Source organism: Longicatena sp. 210702-DFI.1.196, assembly GCF_020563125.1.
Taxonomy (GTDB): Bacteria; Bacillota_I; Bacilli_A; order Erysipelotrichales; family Erysipelotrichaceae; genus Longicatena; species Longicatena caecimuris.
Map to the genome: position 1 here is coordinate 30,928 of NZ_JAJCPX010000024.1, position 17,821 is coordinate 48,748.

19 protein-coding genes and 3 pseudogenes are annotated in these 17,821 nt (G+C 38.8%); 4 read left to right on the forward strand and 18 right to left on the reverse strand.

Annotated elements, in window-relative coordinates; translation table 11 throughout:
• Positions 1 to 98: 98 nt before the first annotated feature.
• From bsh to LI241_RS10645, 10 genes and pseudogenes are all read right to left on the reverse strand, one after another.
• On the reverse strand, positions 99 to 1,088 hold the full coding sequence (gene bsh, locus LI241_RS10600) for a choloylglycine hydrolase (RefSeq protein WP_009295645.1): 990 nt from the start codon (positions 1,086 to 1,088) through the stop codon (positions 99 to 101).
• Between the two features lie 122 nt (positions 1,089 to 1,210).
• Positions 1,211 to 1,335, reverse strand: a pseudogene (locus LI241_RS10605) (CDP-alcohol phosphatidyltransferase family protein); the annotation flags it as partial.
• Complete coding sequence (locus LI241_RS10610; RefSeq protein ID WP_005946426.1) at positions 1,325 to 2,389, reverse strand: FUSC family protein; 1,065 nt, start codon at positions 2,387 to 2,389, stop codon at positions 1,325 to 1,327. The gene LI241_RS10610 and the pseudogene LI241_RS10605, both read right to left, overlap by 11 nt.
• 33 nt (positions 2,390 to 2,422) lie before the next feature.
• Positions 2,423 to 2,872, reverse strand: a pseudogene (locus tag LI241_RS10615) (sensor histidine kinase); the annotation flags it as partial.
• Positions 2,873 to 2,915: 43 nt separating this feature from the next.
• Positions 2,916 to 4,070, reverse strand: coding sequence for an AI-2E family transporter (locus LI241_RS10620; protein ID WP_071430986.1), 1,155 nt, complete (start codon positions 4,068 to 4,070; stop codon positions 2,916 to 2,918).
• A 2-nt stretch (positions 4,071 to 4,072) separates the two neighbouring features.
• Entirely contained in the window at positions 4,073 to 4,792 is a 720-nt protein-coding gene (locus LI241_RS10625; RefSeq protein ID WP_227151276.1) for a phosphatase PAP2 family protein, read from the reverse strand.
• On the reverse strand, positions 4,764 to 5,882 hold the full coding sequence (locus LI241_RS10630) for a glycosyltransferase (RefSeq protein WP_227151277.1): 1,119 nt from the start codon (positions 5,880 to 5,882) through the stop codon (positions 4,764 to 4,766). Before LI241_RS10630 ends, LI241_RS10625 begins: the two co-directional genes overlap by 29 nt.
• A 9-nt stretch (positions 5,883 to 5,891) precedes the next feature.
• Positions 5,892 to 6,353: a hypothetical protein gene (locus tag LI241_RS10635; RefSeq protein ID WP_009295644.1), complete on the reverse strand. Its 462-nt coding sequence runs from the start codon at positions 6,351 to 6,353 to the stop codon at positions 5,892 to 5,894.
• Between the two features lie 7 nt (positions 6,354 to 6,360).
• Positions 6,361 to 7,878, reverse strand: a complete 1,518-nt coding sequence (gene cls / locus LI241_RS10640; RefSeq protein ID WP_227151278.1) for a cardiolipin synthase — start codon at positions 7,876 to 7,878, stop codon at positions 6,361 to 6,363.
• A 19-nt stretch (positions 7,879 to 7,897) separates the two neighbouring features.
• A complete protein-coding gene (locus LI241_RS10645; protein WP_227160456.1) occupies positions 7,898 to 8,524 on the reverse strand; it encodes a TetR/AcrR family transcriptional regulator in 627 nt (208 codons plus the stop codon).
• A gap of 62 nt (positions 8,525 to 8,586) precedes the next feature.
• Here LI241_RS10645 and LI241_RS10650 point away from each other — a divergent pair, with 62 nt between their 5' ends.
• Together LI241_RS10650 and LI241_RS10655 are read left to right on the forward strand one after the other, a co-directional pair.
• The gene (locus tag LI241_RS10650) at positions 8,587 to 8,835 is read left to right on the forward strand and encodes a hypothetical protein (protein WP_227151280.1); all 249 of its coding nucleotides are present in this window, start codon (positions 8,587 to 8,589) and stop codon (positions 8,833 to 8,835) included.
• Between the two features lie 56 nt (positions 8,836 to 8,891).
• Positions 8,892 to 10,373 carry a recombinase family protein gene (locus tag LI241_RS10655; RefSeq protein ID WP_256176670.1) on the forward strand — a complete coding sequence of 494 codons (1,482 nt, stop codon included), beginning with the start codon at positions 8,892 to 8,894 and terminating at the stop codon, positions 10,371 to 10,373.
• A gap of 73 nt (positions 10,374 to 10,446) precedes the next feature.
• Here the strand turns inward: LI241_RS10655 and LI241_RS10660 are convergent.
• The 4 genes and pseudogenes from LI241_RS10660 to LI241_RS10675 form a co-directional block, all read right to left on the reverse strand.
• Positions 10,447 to 10,863: pseudogene (locus LI241_RS10660) on the reverse strand (manganese catalase family protein); the annotation flags it as partial.
• A gap of 2 nt (positions 10,864 to 10,865) precedes the next feature.
• Positions 10,866 to 11,108, reverse strand: a complete 243-nt coding sequence (locus tag LI241_RS10665) for a spore coat protein CotJB (protein ID WP_008690265.1) — start codon at positions 11,106 to 11,108, stop codon at positions 10,866 to 10,868.
• Positions 11,109 to 11,127: 19 nt separating this feature from the next.
• Positions 11,128 to 11,316 (reverse strand): spore coat associated protein CotJA, encoded by a 189-nt coding sequence (locus LI241_RS10670; RefSeq protein WP_008690267.1) that lies wholly within the window; start codon positions 11,314 to 11,316, stop codon positions 11,128 to 11,130.
• Between the two features lie 167 nt (positions 11,317 to 11,483).
• Complete coding sequence (locus tag LI241_RS10675; RefSeq protein WP_008690268.1) at positions 11,484 to 11,726, reverse strand: helix-turn-helix domain-containing protein; 243 nt, start codon at positions 11,724 to 11,726, stop codon at positions 11,484 to 11,486.
• 174 nt (positions 11,727 to 11,900) lie between these two features.
• Between LI241_RS10675 and LI241_RS10680 the strand changes: the two genes are divergently transcribed.
• The gene (locus LI241_RS10680; RefSeq protein WP_008690269.1) at positions 11,901 to 12,395 is read left to right on the forward strand and encodes an AbrB/MazE/SpoVT family DNA-binding domain-containing protein; all 495 of its coding nucleotides are present in this window, start codon (positions 11,901 to 11,903) and stop codon (positions 12,393 to 12,395) included.
• A gap of 32 nt (positions 12,396 to 12,427) precedes the next feature.
• The gene (locus LI241_RS10685; RefSeq protein ID WP_008690270.1) at positions 12,428 to 12,706 is read left to right on the forward strand and encodes an RNA-binding S4 domain-containing protein; all 279 of its coding nucleotides are present in this window, start codon (positions 12,428 to 12,430) and stop codon (positions 12,704 to 12,706) included.
• Between the two features lie 681 nt (positions 12,707 to 13,387).
• Here the strand turns inward: LI241_RS10685 and LI241_RS10690 are convergent.
• From LI241_RS10690 to LI241_RS10705, 4 genes are all read right to left on the reverse strand, one after another.
• Positions 13,388 to 14,038 carry an ATP-binding cassette domain-containing protein gene (locus tag LI241_RS10690; RefSeq protein WP_009243732.1) on the reverse strand — a complete coding sequence of 217 codons (651 nt, stop codon included), beginning with the start codon at positions 14,036 to 14,038 and terminating at the stop codon, positions 13,388 to 13,390.
• A gap of 2 nt (positions 14,039 to 14,040) precedes the next feature.
• Positions 14,041 to 15,996 carry a hypothetical protein gene (locus LI241_RS10695; RefSeq protein WP_227078323.1) on the reverse strand — a complete coding sequence of 652 codons (1,956 nt, stop codon included), beginning with the start codon at positions 15,994 to 15,996 and terminating at the stop codon, positions 14,041 to 14,043.
• An 81-nt stretch (positions 15,997 to 16,077) separates the two neighbouring features.
• Positions 16,078 to 16,449 carry a hypothetical protein gene (locus LI241_RS10700; protein ID WP_227078324.1) on the reverse strand — a complete coding sequence of 124 codons (372 nt, stop codon included), beginning with the start codon at positions 16,447 to 16,449 and terminating at the stop codon, positions 16,078 to 16,080.
• Between the two features lie 338 nt (positions 16,450 to 16,787).
• A complete protein-coding gene (locus LI241_RS10705) occupies positions 16,788 to 17,423 on the reverse strand; it encodes a helix-turn-helix domain-containing protein (protein ID WP_101629280.1) in 636 nt (211 codons plus the stop codon).
• Positions 17,424 to 17,821 lie beyond the last annotated feature (398 nt).

Sequence of the window (17,821 nt, forward strand, 5' to 3'; positions counted from 1 at the left end):
GGTGCTTGCACAATTATCAACCTAACATCTGCATTCCATACAATCTCGATATTGTCCTCCTGTTGTTCTGCGTTATGCTTTCTCCGTGCATTTTCGTATTATTTATTCTGCCATCTGACTTCGCCCTTGGACAGAAGCGGATAACAGATCAGCTGATCTGAATCCAGATTTTCCGCATGCATGTCAACCGCTGTGATCTGATGATTATCATAAGTCGTATAATAATAAATACCTTTTGCTGTATTACAACAGGACGTGTATATCGTGATCTCATATTTGCCTTCTGTCACCTCACAGCATCCACGCTGCTGATCTACGGATCCTAAGATATGGAAGAACTGGCTTACACTCTCATCCTCTTCTTCACCGGAGATCGAATTTAATTTTGTAAAGGCAACTTTCACAAATCTTGACTGGCTGGAAAGATCTCCAGGTATTCCCATTCCACCCATTCCTCTGCTATATGCATCAAGCTGTAATACTCCTGCAAAAGTACTCTCCGGCTGTTTTCTGGATACTCCGGCATAATTATTCAGTGCAAACATCTGACTCGGGAATGGTGGATTATTGGTAAGCACTCCTACCGGATTATCATATACATGCAGCCCATCTTTCATAGACTCAACAACGATACAGGAGTCTTTGTCTGCAATGATCCAGTGAAGCTGTGCTGTCGGCAGCTGTTCACTGAATGCTGTGCCTGTCAGTCTCATTGCTGCCAGCTTCTCTCTCGCCTCTGCTACAGTAGCACACTGTGTAAGGATCCATGGGATGAACTCGAACTGTGCCACCTGGCTGACTTCTGTTTCATCTTCCGGCAAAGCTTCTTCATATGCCGCATTGCCGACAAAATTAAGACCTGCCATTCCAAGGCCTTTTTCATTAACAGCATCATAATAAAGCGGATAACCTCCTGCAACAAATGCCATTCCGATCAAAGCATAATGGCTTTTTATCTTCCCGGCAAACCGGAAATCAAATTCGTAATTTCTTGGCGTTATCGTGATCTGTTCCCCATAGGAAAATTCATAATCAAGCGTTCTGCCCATATAAAAATCTTTTGTTTTGTAAGTTGCTGCTGTACACATATCGAACACCTCTTCTTTCTGCTATAATAGTCCTGCAAACAATCTCATAAACAACTGTCCGAGCCATAAATATGCACTCCGTCCTGTGCGGTACTTTTCGGTCACTTCCCTGCATTCATTCGAGGATTTTTCTTTACACAATAACTCCATATAATTACCGGAATCAGACAAAGCCGAAAAAAGAAAGAAGATTAGGAACCGTAATAATTCTATTCAAATTTTCTTTCTGATTCACTTCACTCTGCATGTACGGTCACCTCACTTTCCTTTTTTTTAGGCATAAACCAATAAAATATAACACAAAATGCTAAAGCAAACACAACACCAAAAACATTTTGACTCACTCTAAGACTAACCGCTCCTTGTAGTCCATATGTCTCTGCAGCAATGGCTAAAGCACCAAATGTGTTAAATACTGCCTGCCAGCCATATTGTGCTGAAAATCCTACACCGATTCCACCAAGAATTCCTATATATGCATAGATTGACGAAGGAAGCAGAAAATATAATACTGTAAAACATATAACACCTGCAATATTTCCGACAATCCTTTTACGGACTCTGTAGTGCATATCTTCCATAGACGGCAAAATCACGGACATGGCCGCAATACCAGCCCACATTGCACGTGGCATATTACAAAGTTCTGCAATGCAAAGGACAATCGGTACGCATAAAATCTGACATATCTGCCATTTTGTTCTGGAAGAAGTGATATCAAATTCTTGTATCAGATCTTTCAGATTTCTTTTATAAGTTCTGTTTTTATGATTTCGATAAAATACGAAGCAGGTAAGTGCTGCACCTAAAGCCATTCCGACTAATCGCATCTGATAGCTTTTTCCCGTAACATCATAACCATATAGCAGCAGATACCCAAGAACCAATGTAGATTGATTAAACATGGATGGATTATGGCATCCGAACAGAATCAACACAGCCAGTGCCGCAATATTTAACAGCATTCCCAATACCGGTGAAAACTGATTTGCTAAATGCGGACATACAGTCATAATTACAAAGAACAAAGCCAAAAGCATCGTAGATTGTCCGGTGTGGATCCCCAGATCCGCATTCCTAAACACCATGAGACATAATAAGACTACTACACCTACAATGCTGTTCTCATTTCCAAATAGGATGCTGAAAATACTAACAAAGAAAAAACAAAATGCCATTGTAGCAGCTATCTTCACCAGATATACCCACATATGATATAGTTTTTCTTTTAGTGTTTCACTCTTTTTCAACAGGTTTTTAGAACCTGCCTGATTTAACTGCAACTCCTGATAAAATGTCATATAAATACTCCCATCTTCTAATTTATCTTAAAACTAGATAATCTCATCTTTCTGCTTTGGCAGCTCTATAACAAATCTGCATCCACCATATTCACGGTTTTCTGCTTTGATTGTTCCTCCGGCACTATCTACAATCCGTTTTACAAGTGCAAGACCTAGGCCATTTCCTTCTGCTTTATGAGATCCATCTACCTGATAGAACTTGTCAAATATTCTGGATTTTACATCATCCTCTATTCCTGGTCCTTCATCTTCCAGAATGAACTTAACAGAATCCTGTTCTTGTTTCAGAAACATCGTAATTGTCCCCTTTGAAGGGCTGAACTTAATCGCATTATCTAAAAGATTTATCCAGATATGCATAAAAAGTCCTTCATTCGCAGTATATTTAACTTCCTCCAATTCTACCTGAAAACCAATTTCTTTTTCTGTCCATTTTGTTTCCAATGAAAGAACTGCCTGGCGGATCTGTTCATCCAGACGATTATCGTCAATAAACGCACAAACTATTCGAACGCCTGCTACATCATTGAGATATGTCTGTATTCTCGTCTGAGTTGCTTTGTACATTGGACAGCTCCGGTTTGCGGGTATGCAGCCGCCGTTCGATTGATTCGTGTAGAAGCTGAGATACAAGAGCCATTAACGGAATAAAGAAAATCATGCCAAGGACACCGAACAGTTTACCGCCCAGCAAAACCGCCAACAACGTCCAGAACGGGGATAGCCCTACACTGTTTCCCACGACGTGCGGATAGATGAACTGATTTTCAACAAACTGAGTTGCCTGATAGACGATCAAGCATAGGAGCGCCTTGTTCGGAGCCGCCAATAAAGTAAATAAAATGCCGAAAGCGCAGGAGAGAAATCCTCCAATATAAGGAACGAATGCAAAGGCGGCAGTTAAAACGGCTGTTAGCCCCGCATATGGAATCCCTGCAACAGAAAACGAAAGAAAGATCAATGTTCCAAGAATCATAACCTCGACACACTGACCAGAAAGAAACTTCGCATAGGTGTCATGTGCAAGTTTCGAAATATGGCAAATTCTATCTGCAACGGATTCCTTACAGTAGGCATACAGTGCCCGTTTGCTTTGACTGCTCAATTCACGCCATCCAATTAGCACATAGAATGTGATCACAAGTGAAATTGCAACATCAGCAATCGCAGATACCGTAGAGCCAGCAACATTGGCAACTGAGGAAATCACTGTGTTCATTTCGCTCGAAATGCTTTGCAGAATAGATTTCCAATCGAGCGCAGCAAAATGTGCCGACAGTTTCTCTGTGTCAATGCCGTATCTTTGCAATAAGCCGACCCAGTCAGGCCATTTTTCTTGAACAAGAGCAGCAATGCTTTTTACAGATGCAGTGAGCTGTGGAATCGCAATTACACACAGAAGAGCAATAATCGCAATAACACATATCAGCGTCAGTAACAGGCTTATCATGTCTATTTGCCGATCTGTAGCTTTAGTCAGCTTTCGTCGAAGCCTCTTTGCCAGTCCGCGCACGGGTACACTCAGAACAAAGGCCAGCAAAAGGCCTGATAAAATCGGAGCGAGCAAGCCAATACACGATTTTAGAAAGTTGGCAACATAGTTTAGATTGTTGAATGCCGCAAATAAGATCACCCCAAACGTGATTAGTAGAAGCGGCTTTTTGTAGGATTTATCCATGATTACATCCTCGTAAGAAATCGGTTTGTTTTATTATTGGGGAGTATCTTATAGGCAATCCACCAACCAAAGAAACAGACTGGCAATGCAGCGAGAACATCCATGATAGAATGCTGTTTCATAAAAACGGTGGAGAGACTGATACACACGGCGATTGATGTAGCAGCGATTTTCCATCCGACGCTTTGGAGCGACTTGCAATCCCATAACCCAAACATCGCGGCAACAGAGCCTATTACATGAAGTGAGGGGCAAACATTTGTATTGGTATCGAAACTATAGAATAATTCAATAAAGCGTGTAAGTAGATTATTGCGTACAAATGCTTCTGGCCGCAAATTTTGGCAGGTTGGAAAGAACAGGTAAATCAAAACCGTGATCGTATAGGTGACTATCACAAAATACATCATACGCCGAAATGCAGGTACATCGACGAAAAAAGTATAAACCAACGTACCGATTAGAAAGACAAACCAAAATAGATACGGAATCAACGCCCATTCACAAAATGGTATTATATCATCGAGTCCACAATAGACGGGATAGTAATTTCGTTGCGGTTGCAACCGCTCAAGAAACAAAAACAGCAAGCCGAAAATTGGCCAGTAAAGCAATAGCCTGACGTGAGAAAATTCAGGTGTATTAAGTTTATGGATGCGGAACTCACGGTAATTAACTTCCGGCTTTATATGATTACTTTGCATGACTGTATATCCATTCATAGATTTTATCGGCTGCCGTACATTCCGTCTGCGACCGCATTGCCGCGCGCATTTTAGAAAGAAGCACTGGGGCATTTAGCGTTTTTATTGTGGTGTCTGCGATTGCTTTTGGCGTATTGGCTGTGACGGCCATTCCATTACGCAGAAAAAAATTCAGATTATGTGTCTCGCAGCCAGCCACTGCATCGATAAGCACCATTGGTAACTCTGCCGCCATTGCCTCAGATGTACTTAGACCTCCGGGCTTTGTCAGGAATAGGTCTGAGGCTTGCATGAGCTGCGGCACATTATTGACGGTTCCCAGAACATGAACTTGAGAATACTTTTCTGTCCTTTTTTGGAGTTTTCTGCGTAAATCATCATTTGTGCCGCATACAACACTAAGTTCTTGTTCTGTTGTGAGGTAAGGGCAGAGATACGATATAATCTCCTCCATTGGACCGCAGCCCATGCTACCGCACATCATTAAAATATGTTGATGAGCAGGAGAGATTCCGGCGTTGGCTTTTCCTGCTTCTTGTGACACACGCTGGTAGAATTGCTGCCGCACAGGGATTCCACTGGCGATCAGCTTTTGAGGTTGAAGTCCACATTGTTCAAACTCACCTAACAGCGAAGTGGACGGAATGAAATACCAGTCCAGCGCAGAATCCGCTGTGCAGGGAGCGCAGGTATAGTCTGTAGAAATGTGGCTCGTTACAAGCTGTAAGCATGGGTGCTGTCGGCGCATTTCTGTCAACGCCAAGGCTGGGAATACATGAGTACAGATAATATTATCGTAGCCTGCAGAGCGGATGTATTGATACATCCGCTCTGCGCCGGAGGAAAGTAGCTTATAGATCGGCGTTCCCTCACAAAAAATATCTTCGTGAGATTCCGCACGCTGATACCCAGCATCAAAAAGCCTTGGAGCATGGCGGTAAATTCGGGTATGCCAATTAGAAATAAACGTGGATGCTTTTTCTGAAATAAACTGCAAAGAATCTGTAATATTGCAGATTTCTCCGCGAGAGTGGTAGGCTTCCTGAACTGCTTGCGCACAGGAGTTATGCCCTGCGCCAGTGTTGCAGCTTAGAATTAGTGTTTGCATTTGAATCTCCTATTTTTTCCTTTGCTGCATAGCAAACAGCTTTTGCAGGCGTGGGCGATTATAGCGCTGGACAACAATAAACGGCAAATTACCCAGCACAATGTAGATAATCGTTATACATACCCCGCCAACACCGGACCATATTTTCAGCAGTCCAAGACCGGCGATAGACAACAGAATATGTGTCCACTCTGCCACGCAAGTTTCTTCTATCATGCGCGGCAAGTTCTCATAGTTTTCCTTTGTCAGTTTCTTTTCCGGCATGATTTTAACGAATATGCGGCTCATATCGGGGATCTTTGCCTGCCATTTCCGAACATGAAGCCGCTTCCATAGTTTTTGCTCTGCCGGGTGGCAGACCCAAGGAAAACGATCGGCGTGAAACCAATGCTTCGGGATCAAGCGCCCCACTACAAAGGAGAGAACCCCTAACGCCGCGATATATAGCAGACACATAAGAAAATGCTTCATAAAAACCTCAACATAGCGGTGCGAAAATACGAAGGACACCATCTACGACCCAGCGGCGCGAATAATGTTTCATATCATAGGGCTTTACCTCTTTACATTTTGCCTGTGTAGCGATGAAATCGTCCTTTATTGCTGCAATAATACTGGAACGATAAAAGAACGAATTGTTTTCAAAGTGGAGAAAGAGACTGCGGTAGTCCAGATTGACAGTTCCTATCGTCGCAACTTTGTCGTCTGATACAAAGCTCTTTGCATGAACGAAGCCGGGAGTATACTCATAAATCTTGATGCCGCCAGTCAGCAACACCTGATAAAAGCTCCGAGACATACGGAAAATCAGCTTCTTATCAGGGATGCCGGGCATAATGATCCGCACGTCTACACCACGTTGAGCAGCGGAAATCATTGCATCCATCAAGTCATCGCCAAGCATAAGATACGGTGTAAAAAACCATGCGTAATCCGTGCTTTGAGAAAGCAAGTCAATAAAGAGCTGATTACTGGTAGCTTCATGGTTAAGGGGCGAATCGTAGTAACTAAGCACATAACCATCAAATGTGTGCGGCGGCGCAGGATACCTTTTGGGATATGTGGGCATTGCAAGCTGTCCTGCTTCTTTTTCCAGCGAAAATGCGTTCCAAAAGGTCAAGAACATATGGGTAAAATTTTTTACTGGCTCACCAGTAATCCGAAAGCCTGTGTCCTTCCAGTGTCCATAGGGATGTTCCAAATTGATATACCGATCTGATAAGTTGATACCTCCGCTATAAGCAACTTCGTTGTCAATAATCAGCATTTTGTGATGATCGCGATAGTTTGCAGTTCCTTTTAAGGCAAGGAAAGGATTAAAAGGAATACATGGAATGCCTTTCTTTTTCAGTTCACGGACATTACTGAAATTGAACGAAGAAATACTGCCAAGATCATCGTATATCACACGTACATCAACGCCCTGCTCCATTTTTACTTCCAGTTCGTTCACGATTGCGTCCCACATATGCCCCGGCTCAATAATGAAGTATTCTACGTAAATCGAGTTTCTTGCATTTTTCAAATCGGCAAGCATATCAGGGAACATATTATCGCCCAACGGATAGTAACGAACCTGCTCAACTGCACACATCGGATATTGCGTTTTTTCTTCCAGCCACCGCACTGTTTGCCCCATGCGTTTTTCGCCGTCAAAGGGCGCTTCTTTTATTGGAAGAGGCTGCGGATTGCAACTCTTTTGAACTTGCTGCAAGCGCCTTTTTAGAGGGCGGGCCGTCCGTTTATTTCCAAAGAGCAGATATAGTAACGCTCCTACCAAAGGTAGTGACAGAATAACCAGCAGCCAAAGCAATTTATAAGCGGTTTCATCTCTCTTTATAATAATAAATACCACCAAGAAAAACGCTGCAACGGAAAGCAGTGACACAATAATCGGTGCGTAAGGGGTCAGCCATTTCATCAACAGCAAAAGCCAGAGCGATTGTAAAGCCACCGCTGGAATAATTGTTAGAATGCGTCGAATGATTTTTCCCATATGTTTACCCCCCTCTATGTTATTTCTCCTCCGAAGATGCTTCCCAATCGCAAACTATTTGTGCCATTTCCTGTGGGGTTTCTTTATAGCCTCGTAATACCCACGCATTCATAAGCCCAAACAATCCATATGTAATAAATTGGATAAAGTAGTGCGTTTTGGCATCGGCATTAGCGACAATGGATGCCGCTTCTTGTAAATAGAAGTTTAGAATCACATATTGGCGATCAGCTGAGTAGAGCAGATCACAAATAGGACGAGTGGAAAGGCAAAATTCAAAAAACAGCCTGATGCCGTCATAACTACCAGTGGCGAAGTTGGTAGCACCGTGTTCGTCGGAAAAGCGCTTCCACAGACATGTGATTTTGAAAGACAGAACTTCATCTTTACTTTTGAAATAACAGAAATAAGTGGAGCGACCTACATCTGCCTTGGCAGTCATCTCCTCAATACTGATTTTTTCAATGGGTTTTTCTTTCATTAGTTCCAGCAACGCTGTACCCATACATTCTTTCAGATAGTCTGTTGTAGCCGTTGTCCTTCGCATAAGAAACGTCTCCTTTAATTGCGTATCATTGAAACAAGGATTGTCATTTGTTCCACTTTCGCTCGGACTATTGACAACGCCTGCTTCTGTGATATTCATAGCATCTATGATACTATCGTTTCATTTATACTATCATTTGCTATTTGCCCTGTCAAGCTAAAATGCGAGTACGACGAGCAGAAAGGAAAACTATGGGTACGATTTTTTCCCGTGTAAAACTCAGCGGAAAGCATGTGGCCGCCCTCTTGGCGCTGATGCTGCTCTCCGCTGTGACAGCCATGCTGCTGCCTACTGCCCTGGCCAGTATGATTGACATCGGAGTGGCCGGAGAAAACCGAAACACCATCCTAATCATTGCGGCGGTGATGGCAACCCTGGCCATTCTGCGGCTCTGTGTTTATTATATCTGAGCTATTCACAGTAAAGTTGGACATTTGTATTCAGCGGGAGAAAATAACCTTGACAAATCTCGTCTCAAAAGTCTATGCTGCTTCAATATGCTTTAGAACAAGGGTGGGAGGTCTACAATATTTACAGTGATGATGATTACACTGGCTCTGACCGACGACGACCAGAGTTCAACAAGTTACTGAATGACGCAAAAGACCATAAATTTGATATTGTCTTATGTAAGACGCAATCCAGATTTACCAGGGAGCTTGAATTGGTAGAAAAGTATATCCACGGTCTATTTCCCATTTGGGGTATTCGCTTTATTAGTATAGTTGATAATGCGGATACCGCAAATAAAGGAAATAAGAAATCAAGACAGATCAACGGATTGGTGAATGAATGGTACTTGGAGGATATGTCGGAGAACATCAAGAGTGTGCTGACAGATCTAAGAAAAAACGGTCGTCACATTGGAGCATTTGCTCTCTTTGGTTATAAAAAAGACCCTAATATAAAAGGACACTTGATTATTGATGAAGAAGCTGCACAGGTTGTCAGAGAAGTTTTTACTCTGTTTTCACAAGGCTATGGAAAAACTGCCATTGCCCGCATGCTGAATGATCGAGGTATTCCCAACCCAACGGAATACAAGCGGCTTCATGGTTTACGCTGTCGAACACCCAAAGGCAAGAACAGTACCTTATGGAAATATTATGCTATTTCCGATATGCTGGTAAATGAAGTTTATATTGGCAATATGGTACAGGGCAAATATGGGAGTGTATCCTACAAGACAAAGCAAAATAAGCCACGTCCGAAAAGTGAGTGGTACATTGTCGAAGGTACGCACGAACCGATCATTGACCGTGAATTGTGGGATAAGGTACAGGTGTTGATAGCTCAAAAGGCAAAGCCATTTACAGCAGGTACGATTGGGTTATTTGCCAAAAAAGCCCGCTGTATGAACTGCGGTTATGTTATGCGTTCTAATAAACAGTCTGATGGCAGACGATATTTAGGGTGTTCTAGCCGACACGTTTCTAAGAATGCTTGTGTTGGTTCTTTCATTTCTGTACCTAAGTTGGAACAGGCGGTGATTACAGAAATCAATAAGCTGTCTGCCGCATATCTGGATAAAGATGAACTGGAACAAAGTGTAATCTTTAACAGTGATGTAAGAGGAAAACAGAAGGCTCTGAAAGAGGAAATAGCCGCGTATCAAAGTAAGATTGGAGAATATACCAAAGGTATTCGTGAGTTGTATTTAGATAAGGTTAAGGGTATCTTGTCAGAGCAGGACTATTTGGACTTATCCAAAGACTTCTCAACTCAAAAGAAAAGGTTAGAAAAACTGGTGATTGATACGCAAAAACAGCTTGACATTATGGAAAGAAAGATACAAGCTGGTGATAACAAACGCCAGTTAATTGAGCAATATACCAATCTTGAACATTTAAACAGGGAAATCGTTGATAAGCTGATTGACTATATAGAAGTTGGAAAAAAAGACCCTGTCACAAAAGAAGTACCTATTGAAATACATTGGAATTTCTAAATTCTTATAAGCTGGCAGCGGGTATGCCTGATTATCGCAAACACCACTTATACAGTCAATGTTGATCTTACAAAGCGGCACCATCTGCTGCCATGTCTTCCATCAAGTCTGTGATAGGGTCACCTTTTGATTGGAAGTAAGTTGAAGTAAATGGAGCACCACTAGCTGCTTGTGGCCAGATACCGGTTGTATGATCGACATAGTAAGCATCAAAACCGGCTTTTTTAATTTCATCTACACTAAGATTGCGTGTTAGTTGATAGACGATGGCTGAAACCATTTCCAGATGAGCTAATTCTTCCGTTCCAATATCGGTCAACATCGCTTTCACTCGATCATAAGGCATTGCATATCGCTGATTCAAATAACGCATGGAAGCACTCAATTCACCATCTGGACCTCCAATTTGCGTAATGACAATTTTCGCAAAAGATGGATCCGGATGTTCTATCTGAACAGGAAACTGTAATTTCTTTTCATATACCCACATACTTACTTATCTCCTTCCCATGGCCATTTACCATGTATATATTCCCATGAACAGCTATTATTCTCACGGTTTGTTAATGGGCCATGCAAGGCTTCATATTCTTCTCTCGCCTGTTTACTGCAACATTGCATTGTGCGATAGTACGATAAAGCTTCTTTATCGTGCGGATGAGAATTTAGAAAAAGAGCAGCTTCCTGCAGAGCAAAATCATACATTTGTAACTGTGTTAAAACATCATCATGCATAAAAAGGACCTCCTTTCATTTATGGTCGAAATGGTTTGTTTAAATCATAAAATATTGTGCCGCTGCAAAATCCTTTTTCCAATGGCATTGGCATACTCCATTTTTGCATTGGAACATAAGCCATACCTACCACCTGTCTACGGTGCGTAGATAAATTTGTACATACTTCAGAAGGTAAACCATAATCATTCTGTATATTGTTTTGCATAGATGTCACCTCCTTTCTTTCTATACTATTTCATAAGAGAAAAAACTTGTAGATATATAACCTGTCAAAAGGAAAGCAATAGAATATTAGCAAAAACAGCAGATTAGACTTAATTTTCATGGCAAAAGAAAAAAGATGCAATAGCTTGCATCTCTTCTCTATAAAGACTATTCAATTTCCTGATCTAATTCATTAAACGGTTCATAATCGAAAAATTCTGCTAGTGTGATATCCATACCATCACAAATCTTTTTGATTGTGGAAACAGTTGGATTCTTACTCCTTCCAGAGGTAATATTACTTAGTGTTGATTGTGTCATACCACATAAAATACTAAGTTTATTCATGGAAATGTTGCGCTCATCGCATAATTCCTGAATACGTTGGCAGCATACTTCTTGTAGTGTCATTGGAATCACTCCTTTTCTAATACCTATTCTAAAAGATTCGCTATAGAAAGTTTAACCAATTATAGTTAAATTAACTATATATACAACAAATTTATAAGTATCACGCATTCCCGTTTAAGAAACGAATATTTCAAATGAAAATGCTCATACTACACGTTGTAAAGGAGTGTCGTTATGAAAGCTACTGGAATCGTTAGAAGACTGGATGATTTGGGACGTTTAGTTATCCCTAAAGAAATAAGAAAACAATATCGATTGAAAGAAGGAGATTCTATTGAATTTTTCATTGATAATGATCGCATCGTAATTCAAAAACATGATATCATGTCAAATCATATGGAAGAAATAAATATCATGTGTGAAACTTTACATGCAATGTATCAAAATACTGTTTGGTTTATCCAGGATGAATGGTTAAACAAAAAACAAATTAATTTGCGCGAAAGTTTCTTAGAACAATGTCATGTTCATCGCATGCAAGTTTTTAAAAATACAATGGTCATGAAAAATCAGGATACGGCATATGATGGTATTATCTATCCGATTACCTCTTTTGGCGATTGGTTTGGAGCCTTTGTTATGTTATATGATAAAAGTGTATTAGATAAAGAACAGTTATATGCGTTGGAGGCATTTACACAACTTTTATCTCGCCAACAATCACAATAAATGGTAAACTATACCGTAGAGGTGAAGTTACGATGCGATTAGATAAATATCTGAAAACAGCACGTATTTTAAAACGGCGAACAGTATCAAAAGAATTAGCCGATCAACAACGTGTTTATGTTAACGGAAAAGTAGCAAAACCATCTACGGATGTAAAGATTGGTGATGAAATACGCGTTCTGTTTGGTTATCGAGAATTAAGTGTTCGCGTTTTGATGTTACAGAAACAAGTAAATAAGAATGATGCGGCACTCATGTTTGATGTGTTAGAAGAAAAAATTATCAAGAAGGATGCACCAAATAATAGATGATAGAAACAGGAACATACAATTATAAAAAGGCTGTAATGCGAATTGACACAAGGGAAATGAATCTTAAAGTTTAGATAAATAGTTCATTTCAAAGTCGTCACTCCATTACGTCTTTTTTTTCATTATGGGGAATCATAAAAATGAGGAATCATGAATAGATATTATTAGAATCGATAGAACAAAGAAATTTCTGAATTCGAGTTAACTATATATAATTAAAAGTGGTAAAATAAAGTATACCATCAGTTGCATGTGTTTTGAATGGAGGGCTCATTATTACAGATTCAGAAATCTTTCAAATAATCGTAGATATCATGGAAATATCAAACGAACAAGATGATTTGCATGCGTTATGCTCTTGGATAGATGAAATAGGAATTGATGCAGTGTTTGAAACAATCATTCGTTTACATACAATTTATACGCTGGAATAAAAACGTTAGAATCATTTTGTTAAATCTTAAAAAGTCTTAAACCCTTATTATTTACTAGTGTTTTGATATTGAAACTTGATATAGAAAATCCGATTATCCGCATAAATACAGCATTTAAGGGCTGTTCATCACTTGAAAAAATAAGTGTTTTACCACGAATTTACCATAATTGAATATGAGTCTTGATATGACGAAATATAAAGGGAGATTGCACGTATAATAAAACCGCGTATCTCCCTTTAACAAACTATCTAAAGTTTTCTACATTTATAACTCTGGAAAAACAATCGCACAAATTCATGTTGTGAGTGACCATGATTATAGTAATGCCCTTTTCATTTAATTCTTTCAAAAGTTTCATCACTATCAATTCGTTCTCTTTATCAAGTCCAGAAGTTGGTTCATCAGCTAATATAATCTGACTTCCTTGCAAAATCAATTTAATAATTGCAATTCGCTGTTGCTCTCCACCGCTTAACTGATATACTTTTTTGTTAAGCATGTCACTTAGCTCAAATTGCTTTAAATACTTATTGATTAGTTTCAGTTTTTCTTCTTTTTTTACTTTTTTATATTCAAGAGCTAATTTTAAATTCCACAACACGCTTTCATCTTCTATTAGTCCATAATTTTGAAATAGATAGCCTATTGTATATCTTCTCAAAATCATAGCATTTTTACCGTTCATGGACAAATTTTTATGACTATCAATAGTGATTGTTCCCTCGGATATATCAGTAATCAATCCTATTATATTTAAAAGTGTCGTTTTACCTGCCCCGCTTTTCCCTACAAGCCCCACAAATTCGCCTTTTTCTATTTCTAAAGATAAATTTTCAAATAGAACCTGATTTTTCCCATATTCTTTTTTGACGTTCTTTAATGTAATCAATGACATACTTATGCCCCCTTTTCAATCTCATATAAAGCGTTTGAGATATAAATTCTATAAAGCAATTCGCAGAATATGTAGTCAATAAGTATAATCGCAAAAAGGCAAGCAAAATAATAATTTATAGCAGTTAATACGCCTGATATAATTATTTCGATTCCCCAAAAAATATACCGATTTTTCAGTGTCCTAAAATGAGAGAATCCTAAAATCTCTTTTGCCGCATATCTCTTTCGATTTACAAAAATGTCCACATAATTTGAAATATACAAAATAAACAGTAAAGACACTATAAAGACAATCGTAAACATAGTGAGTGTTTTAAGAACGAATGTCACATTTTCAAGTTGCATTAAATAAGGTGTAAGTAATGTTCCAGCTGTAACTAATTGCTCTAAATCATATTCTGATAACAAAGAAGAAAAATCTTCTCTTGACTCCATTTGAAAAAATAAACACCTTGTATTTAAAGAATCCAAATAGTAAAGTCCTGCAAAATTGCCCGTATCAACAATGATAACAGGATTAGCCATATCCGAAAAACCATTTTCTGTATTGACTTTTATCGTAGAATCATCGTCTATATAAACAACATTAAATTTATCAATAGTTTTTTCTTCTCCCGGTATTCCATAAAATTGATTGTAATTCATCAATCGGAAATATTCTTGCTTAATATATTCGCTAATAGAATTTTCATCATTCTTATATTTATGTGGAACTAATACTGTTGGTTCACTAAATATATCTTCTCCCAATGGTTTTCCACTGAGCTGGATATTTGAAAATTCATTCAGATAATTTCTATTTGCAATAACAAGCTGTTGTTCATAATAGGGGCGTGATGTCTGCAAACCACCGTCTGTCCTAAAATCACATAGTAGTGAATGGTTATGATTATACATCTCTAATGTTTGTTCAGAATATTTTTCTAATATGTCTGTGTTTGCTAACGCATAATCATACTCCGATGAATTAAAACCATTAGCGGTATAATATCCGTCCAGATACTTATAATCTAAAACAGCTTGTTGGCTTTGTCTAAATGAGTTCCCCTGATTCAGCAATGAAATAATAGTGATAGCGATTATTACCGAAAAAATTATTTTTATAGCCTGAACTACAATATTTGTGCCGCTATTTAAAGTCTTATTTTTTATCATTGCCTCTAAAGAAACAAACTTAATTAAAATACTTGTAATTAAAACACAAAGTATATTTATAGCTAAAACACCAATAAAGAACAGTACACTTGTTGCTAAATAAGAAAAATCATATCTGTTTGTTAATGCGTAATATAAATTTAACAAGACCAGTAATACGAAACATATTACAGCAAAATATTTTATTACACTGGTAATTTGCTCCTTTAAAATATGTATAGTAGAAAAGCCCATGCTTTTTTTAATACCTATTTTTTTCAAACTATAAGACGTATAAATACAGTATATGATTTGAAGTACAATAAATAAGATTACAAAATTCAGAAGATTCAATTCTAATACCATACTATACGGAATAGCGTCATTTTCAAAGTTATTTATTGCGACGGACAGTTGAGAAGCTATCTCTTTAATTGCGTTAGCTGGTAAATCTGTATAGAATACACCAACACTATCTAAAAAATCTTCCTTTTGCAATTCATGATATTGAAACAAAATAGAGGAAGATATAGGCTGTTTTTGTGTAAACTCATTTAATGGATAGCAATATAAATCATAAACAGATTTATCTGTGGAAGTGAGCGTATTGTTAATGAGTTCTAATTTATTTTGAGAATATTCTTCTGTAAATATTGTATAAAATTTGTCGAGAATTTCTGGCGATGTTTCTTCTAAAACATACCCTTTTAAATTCTCAGTAGCAATGTTATTCTTTTCATAAATGTTGTAAATAGAAGTATTAAAAATATATGCAAAGAGTATGACTTCAAGGAAAATAAAAATCTTTAAAAATTTTTTCATAACATACGCCCCTTTCTTTGAAGAAATGTATAAAATAGGGCGGGTCAAATAGCCCCGCCCTAGGTGTTTGAACTATTTTACTTAATATGGATAATAATCATAATAAGATGTTTCGTTCGCCCACCAAACTCTCTTTGCATCTTTGTAAGCGTAGTTTGACTTGAATCCACTGGTATATGTATCTCCGCCGACCTTTACAGTTGCCTTTACCATGTAGTTGCGACTAATACCTGCTTTACGCCCAATTTCGGAATATACAATGGTGTCTGTTTGCCCTCCATTGTAGTACAAATCTCCACCCGCTACATCAATAGCCCACGCTGTAAGTGGAGCGCCGACAACCATAACTGCTGCTACAAGACCAACTTCTTTGCTCTCATTCGATAAACCTCCTTTCTCTTTTTTACTTTTTGATAGTTTTATGTCACGTACTGTTTTTACTAACCTCAACATAACATATATTTCATTAAATGTCAAGTTATTTTTGTTTCTATTTTATATATGACCTCTTTGTTGCTATCATATTTTGTGCATAATGCACAAAATCAAAGTGCCAATATTAGTGCTTTCCACGATTGTACTTTTACAATGAAAAGACGAAGTACCTGTGATAAATTCATTGCTCTAAAATTATTAGAGAAACTATACAATATAGCTATCCTTTTTTCTCTTGTCTGCCATAAACAGAAAAGAAAAAGCCCTGTCAAGAGCCTGCCACTTCTTTAGAAGTGGTGCTTGCACTCTTGATCTGGGCTTTTTGTTTGCTGTATCTTTTTGCAAGAGGAAAAAGGCTACTCGTCCCCGTTGTCAAAATGGCTGTCCTTTAAGACTTCCCGCAACAGCTCCATATCTTCTTTTGAGTTGGGATTTATCCTCTTTACAACCTGATAAGGTGTACCGTACTTGTGTCCGTCTGTGCTTTCCCCGAACATATCCATGCTGTATAAATCATCATAACGGTCTAATACTTTCTGAAATTTCAAGTGCTGGATAAATGTTTTGATAGGGTAAAGGTCGGACGCTTGTATGTCCTCTCCCTTGATATAGTCTGTGATGTATTTCCGCAACTGCTCCAACTCATACTCTAGCCATTCTTCTTCACTGTCAAAGAAGTTATCATAGTGTCCGTGTTTCAGTTCTGCATTTAGGCGTTCTTCCGTCCGTAAAAACTTGCATACCTCTTTTTCCGCCTGTTGGACAAACTTCCATTCTCCCGACAACAATTCATTCGGTGTTACTTCCAGTACGTCCATTATCTTTTCCAGCGTGTCAAAGGTGGGATAGTTTACCCCTCGTTCAATCTTAGAAAGGCTCTGCATATTGATACCGATGGCGTCCGCAAGCTCCTGCTGTTTCATTTTCCTGTGTTTTCTTATGGTCTGTATGTTCTCCCCTAAAAAATTTATTTTCTTTGTGTCATGCTCCATAACTTCTTATATCTTTTCCTTTCCCGGCTTTTTCGTTCCTTTATAAGCCTATCATACTTATTATAGCCGAAAAAGTCAAGAAAAAGTTCTTGACAAGTAATTCTAACGGCGTTATTATCATGGAGGATATAGTGATTAAGCACAATGAGGTCAATCACACGCTTGAGTAGGCATAGAAAAGAGTTATTTTCGCTTTGATAGCATGAATAGGCATGGACTATCCGACCGAAAACGGTGTTTCTTCCTGTGCCTGCCCCGTTTAGCCACGAGCCTCCCAAAGGCTCGTGAGCGTTAAGAACGGGGCTGGTGCAGGAAGAAAAGGAACGCCGTAGGCGTTCCGTACAGGGCGTATATGTAACACCGCCCTGCGTATACATGTCATAGTACCTAGAAACTGT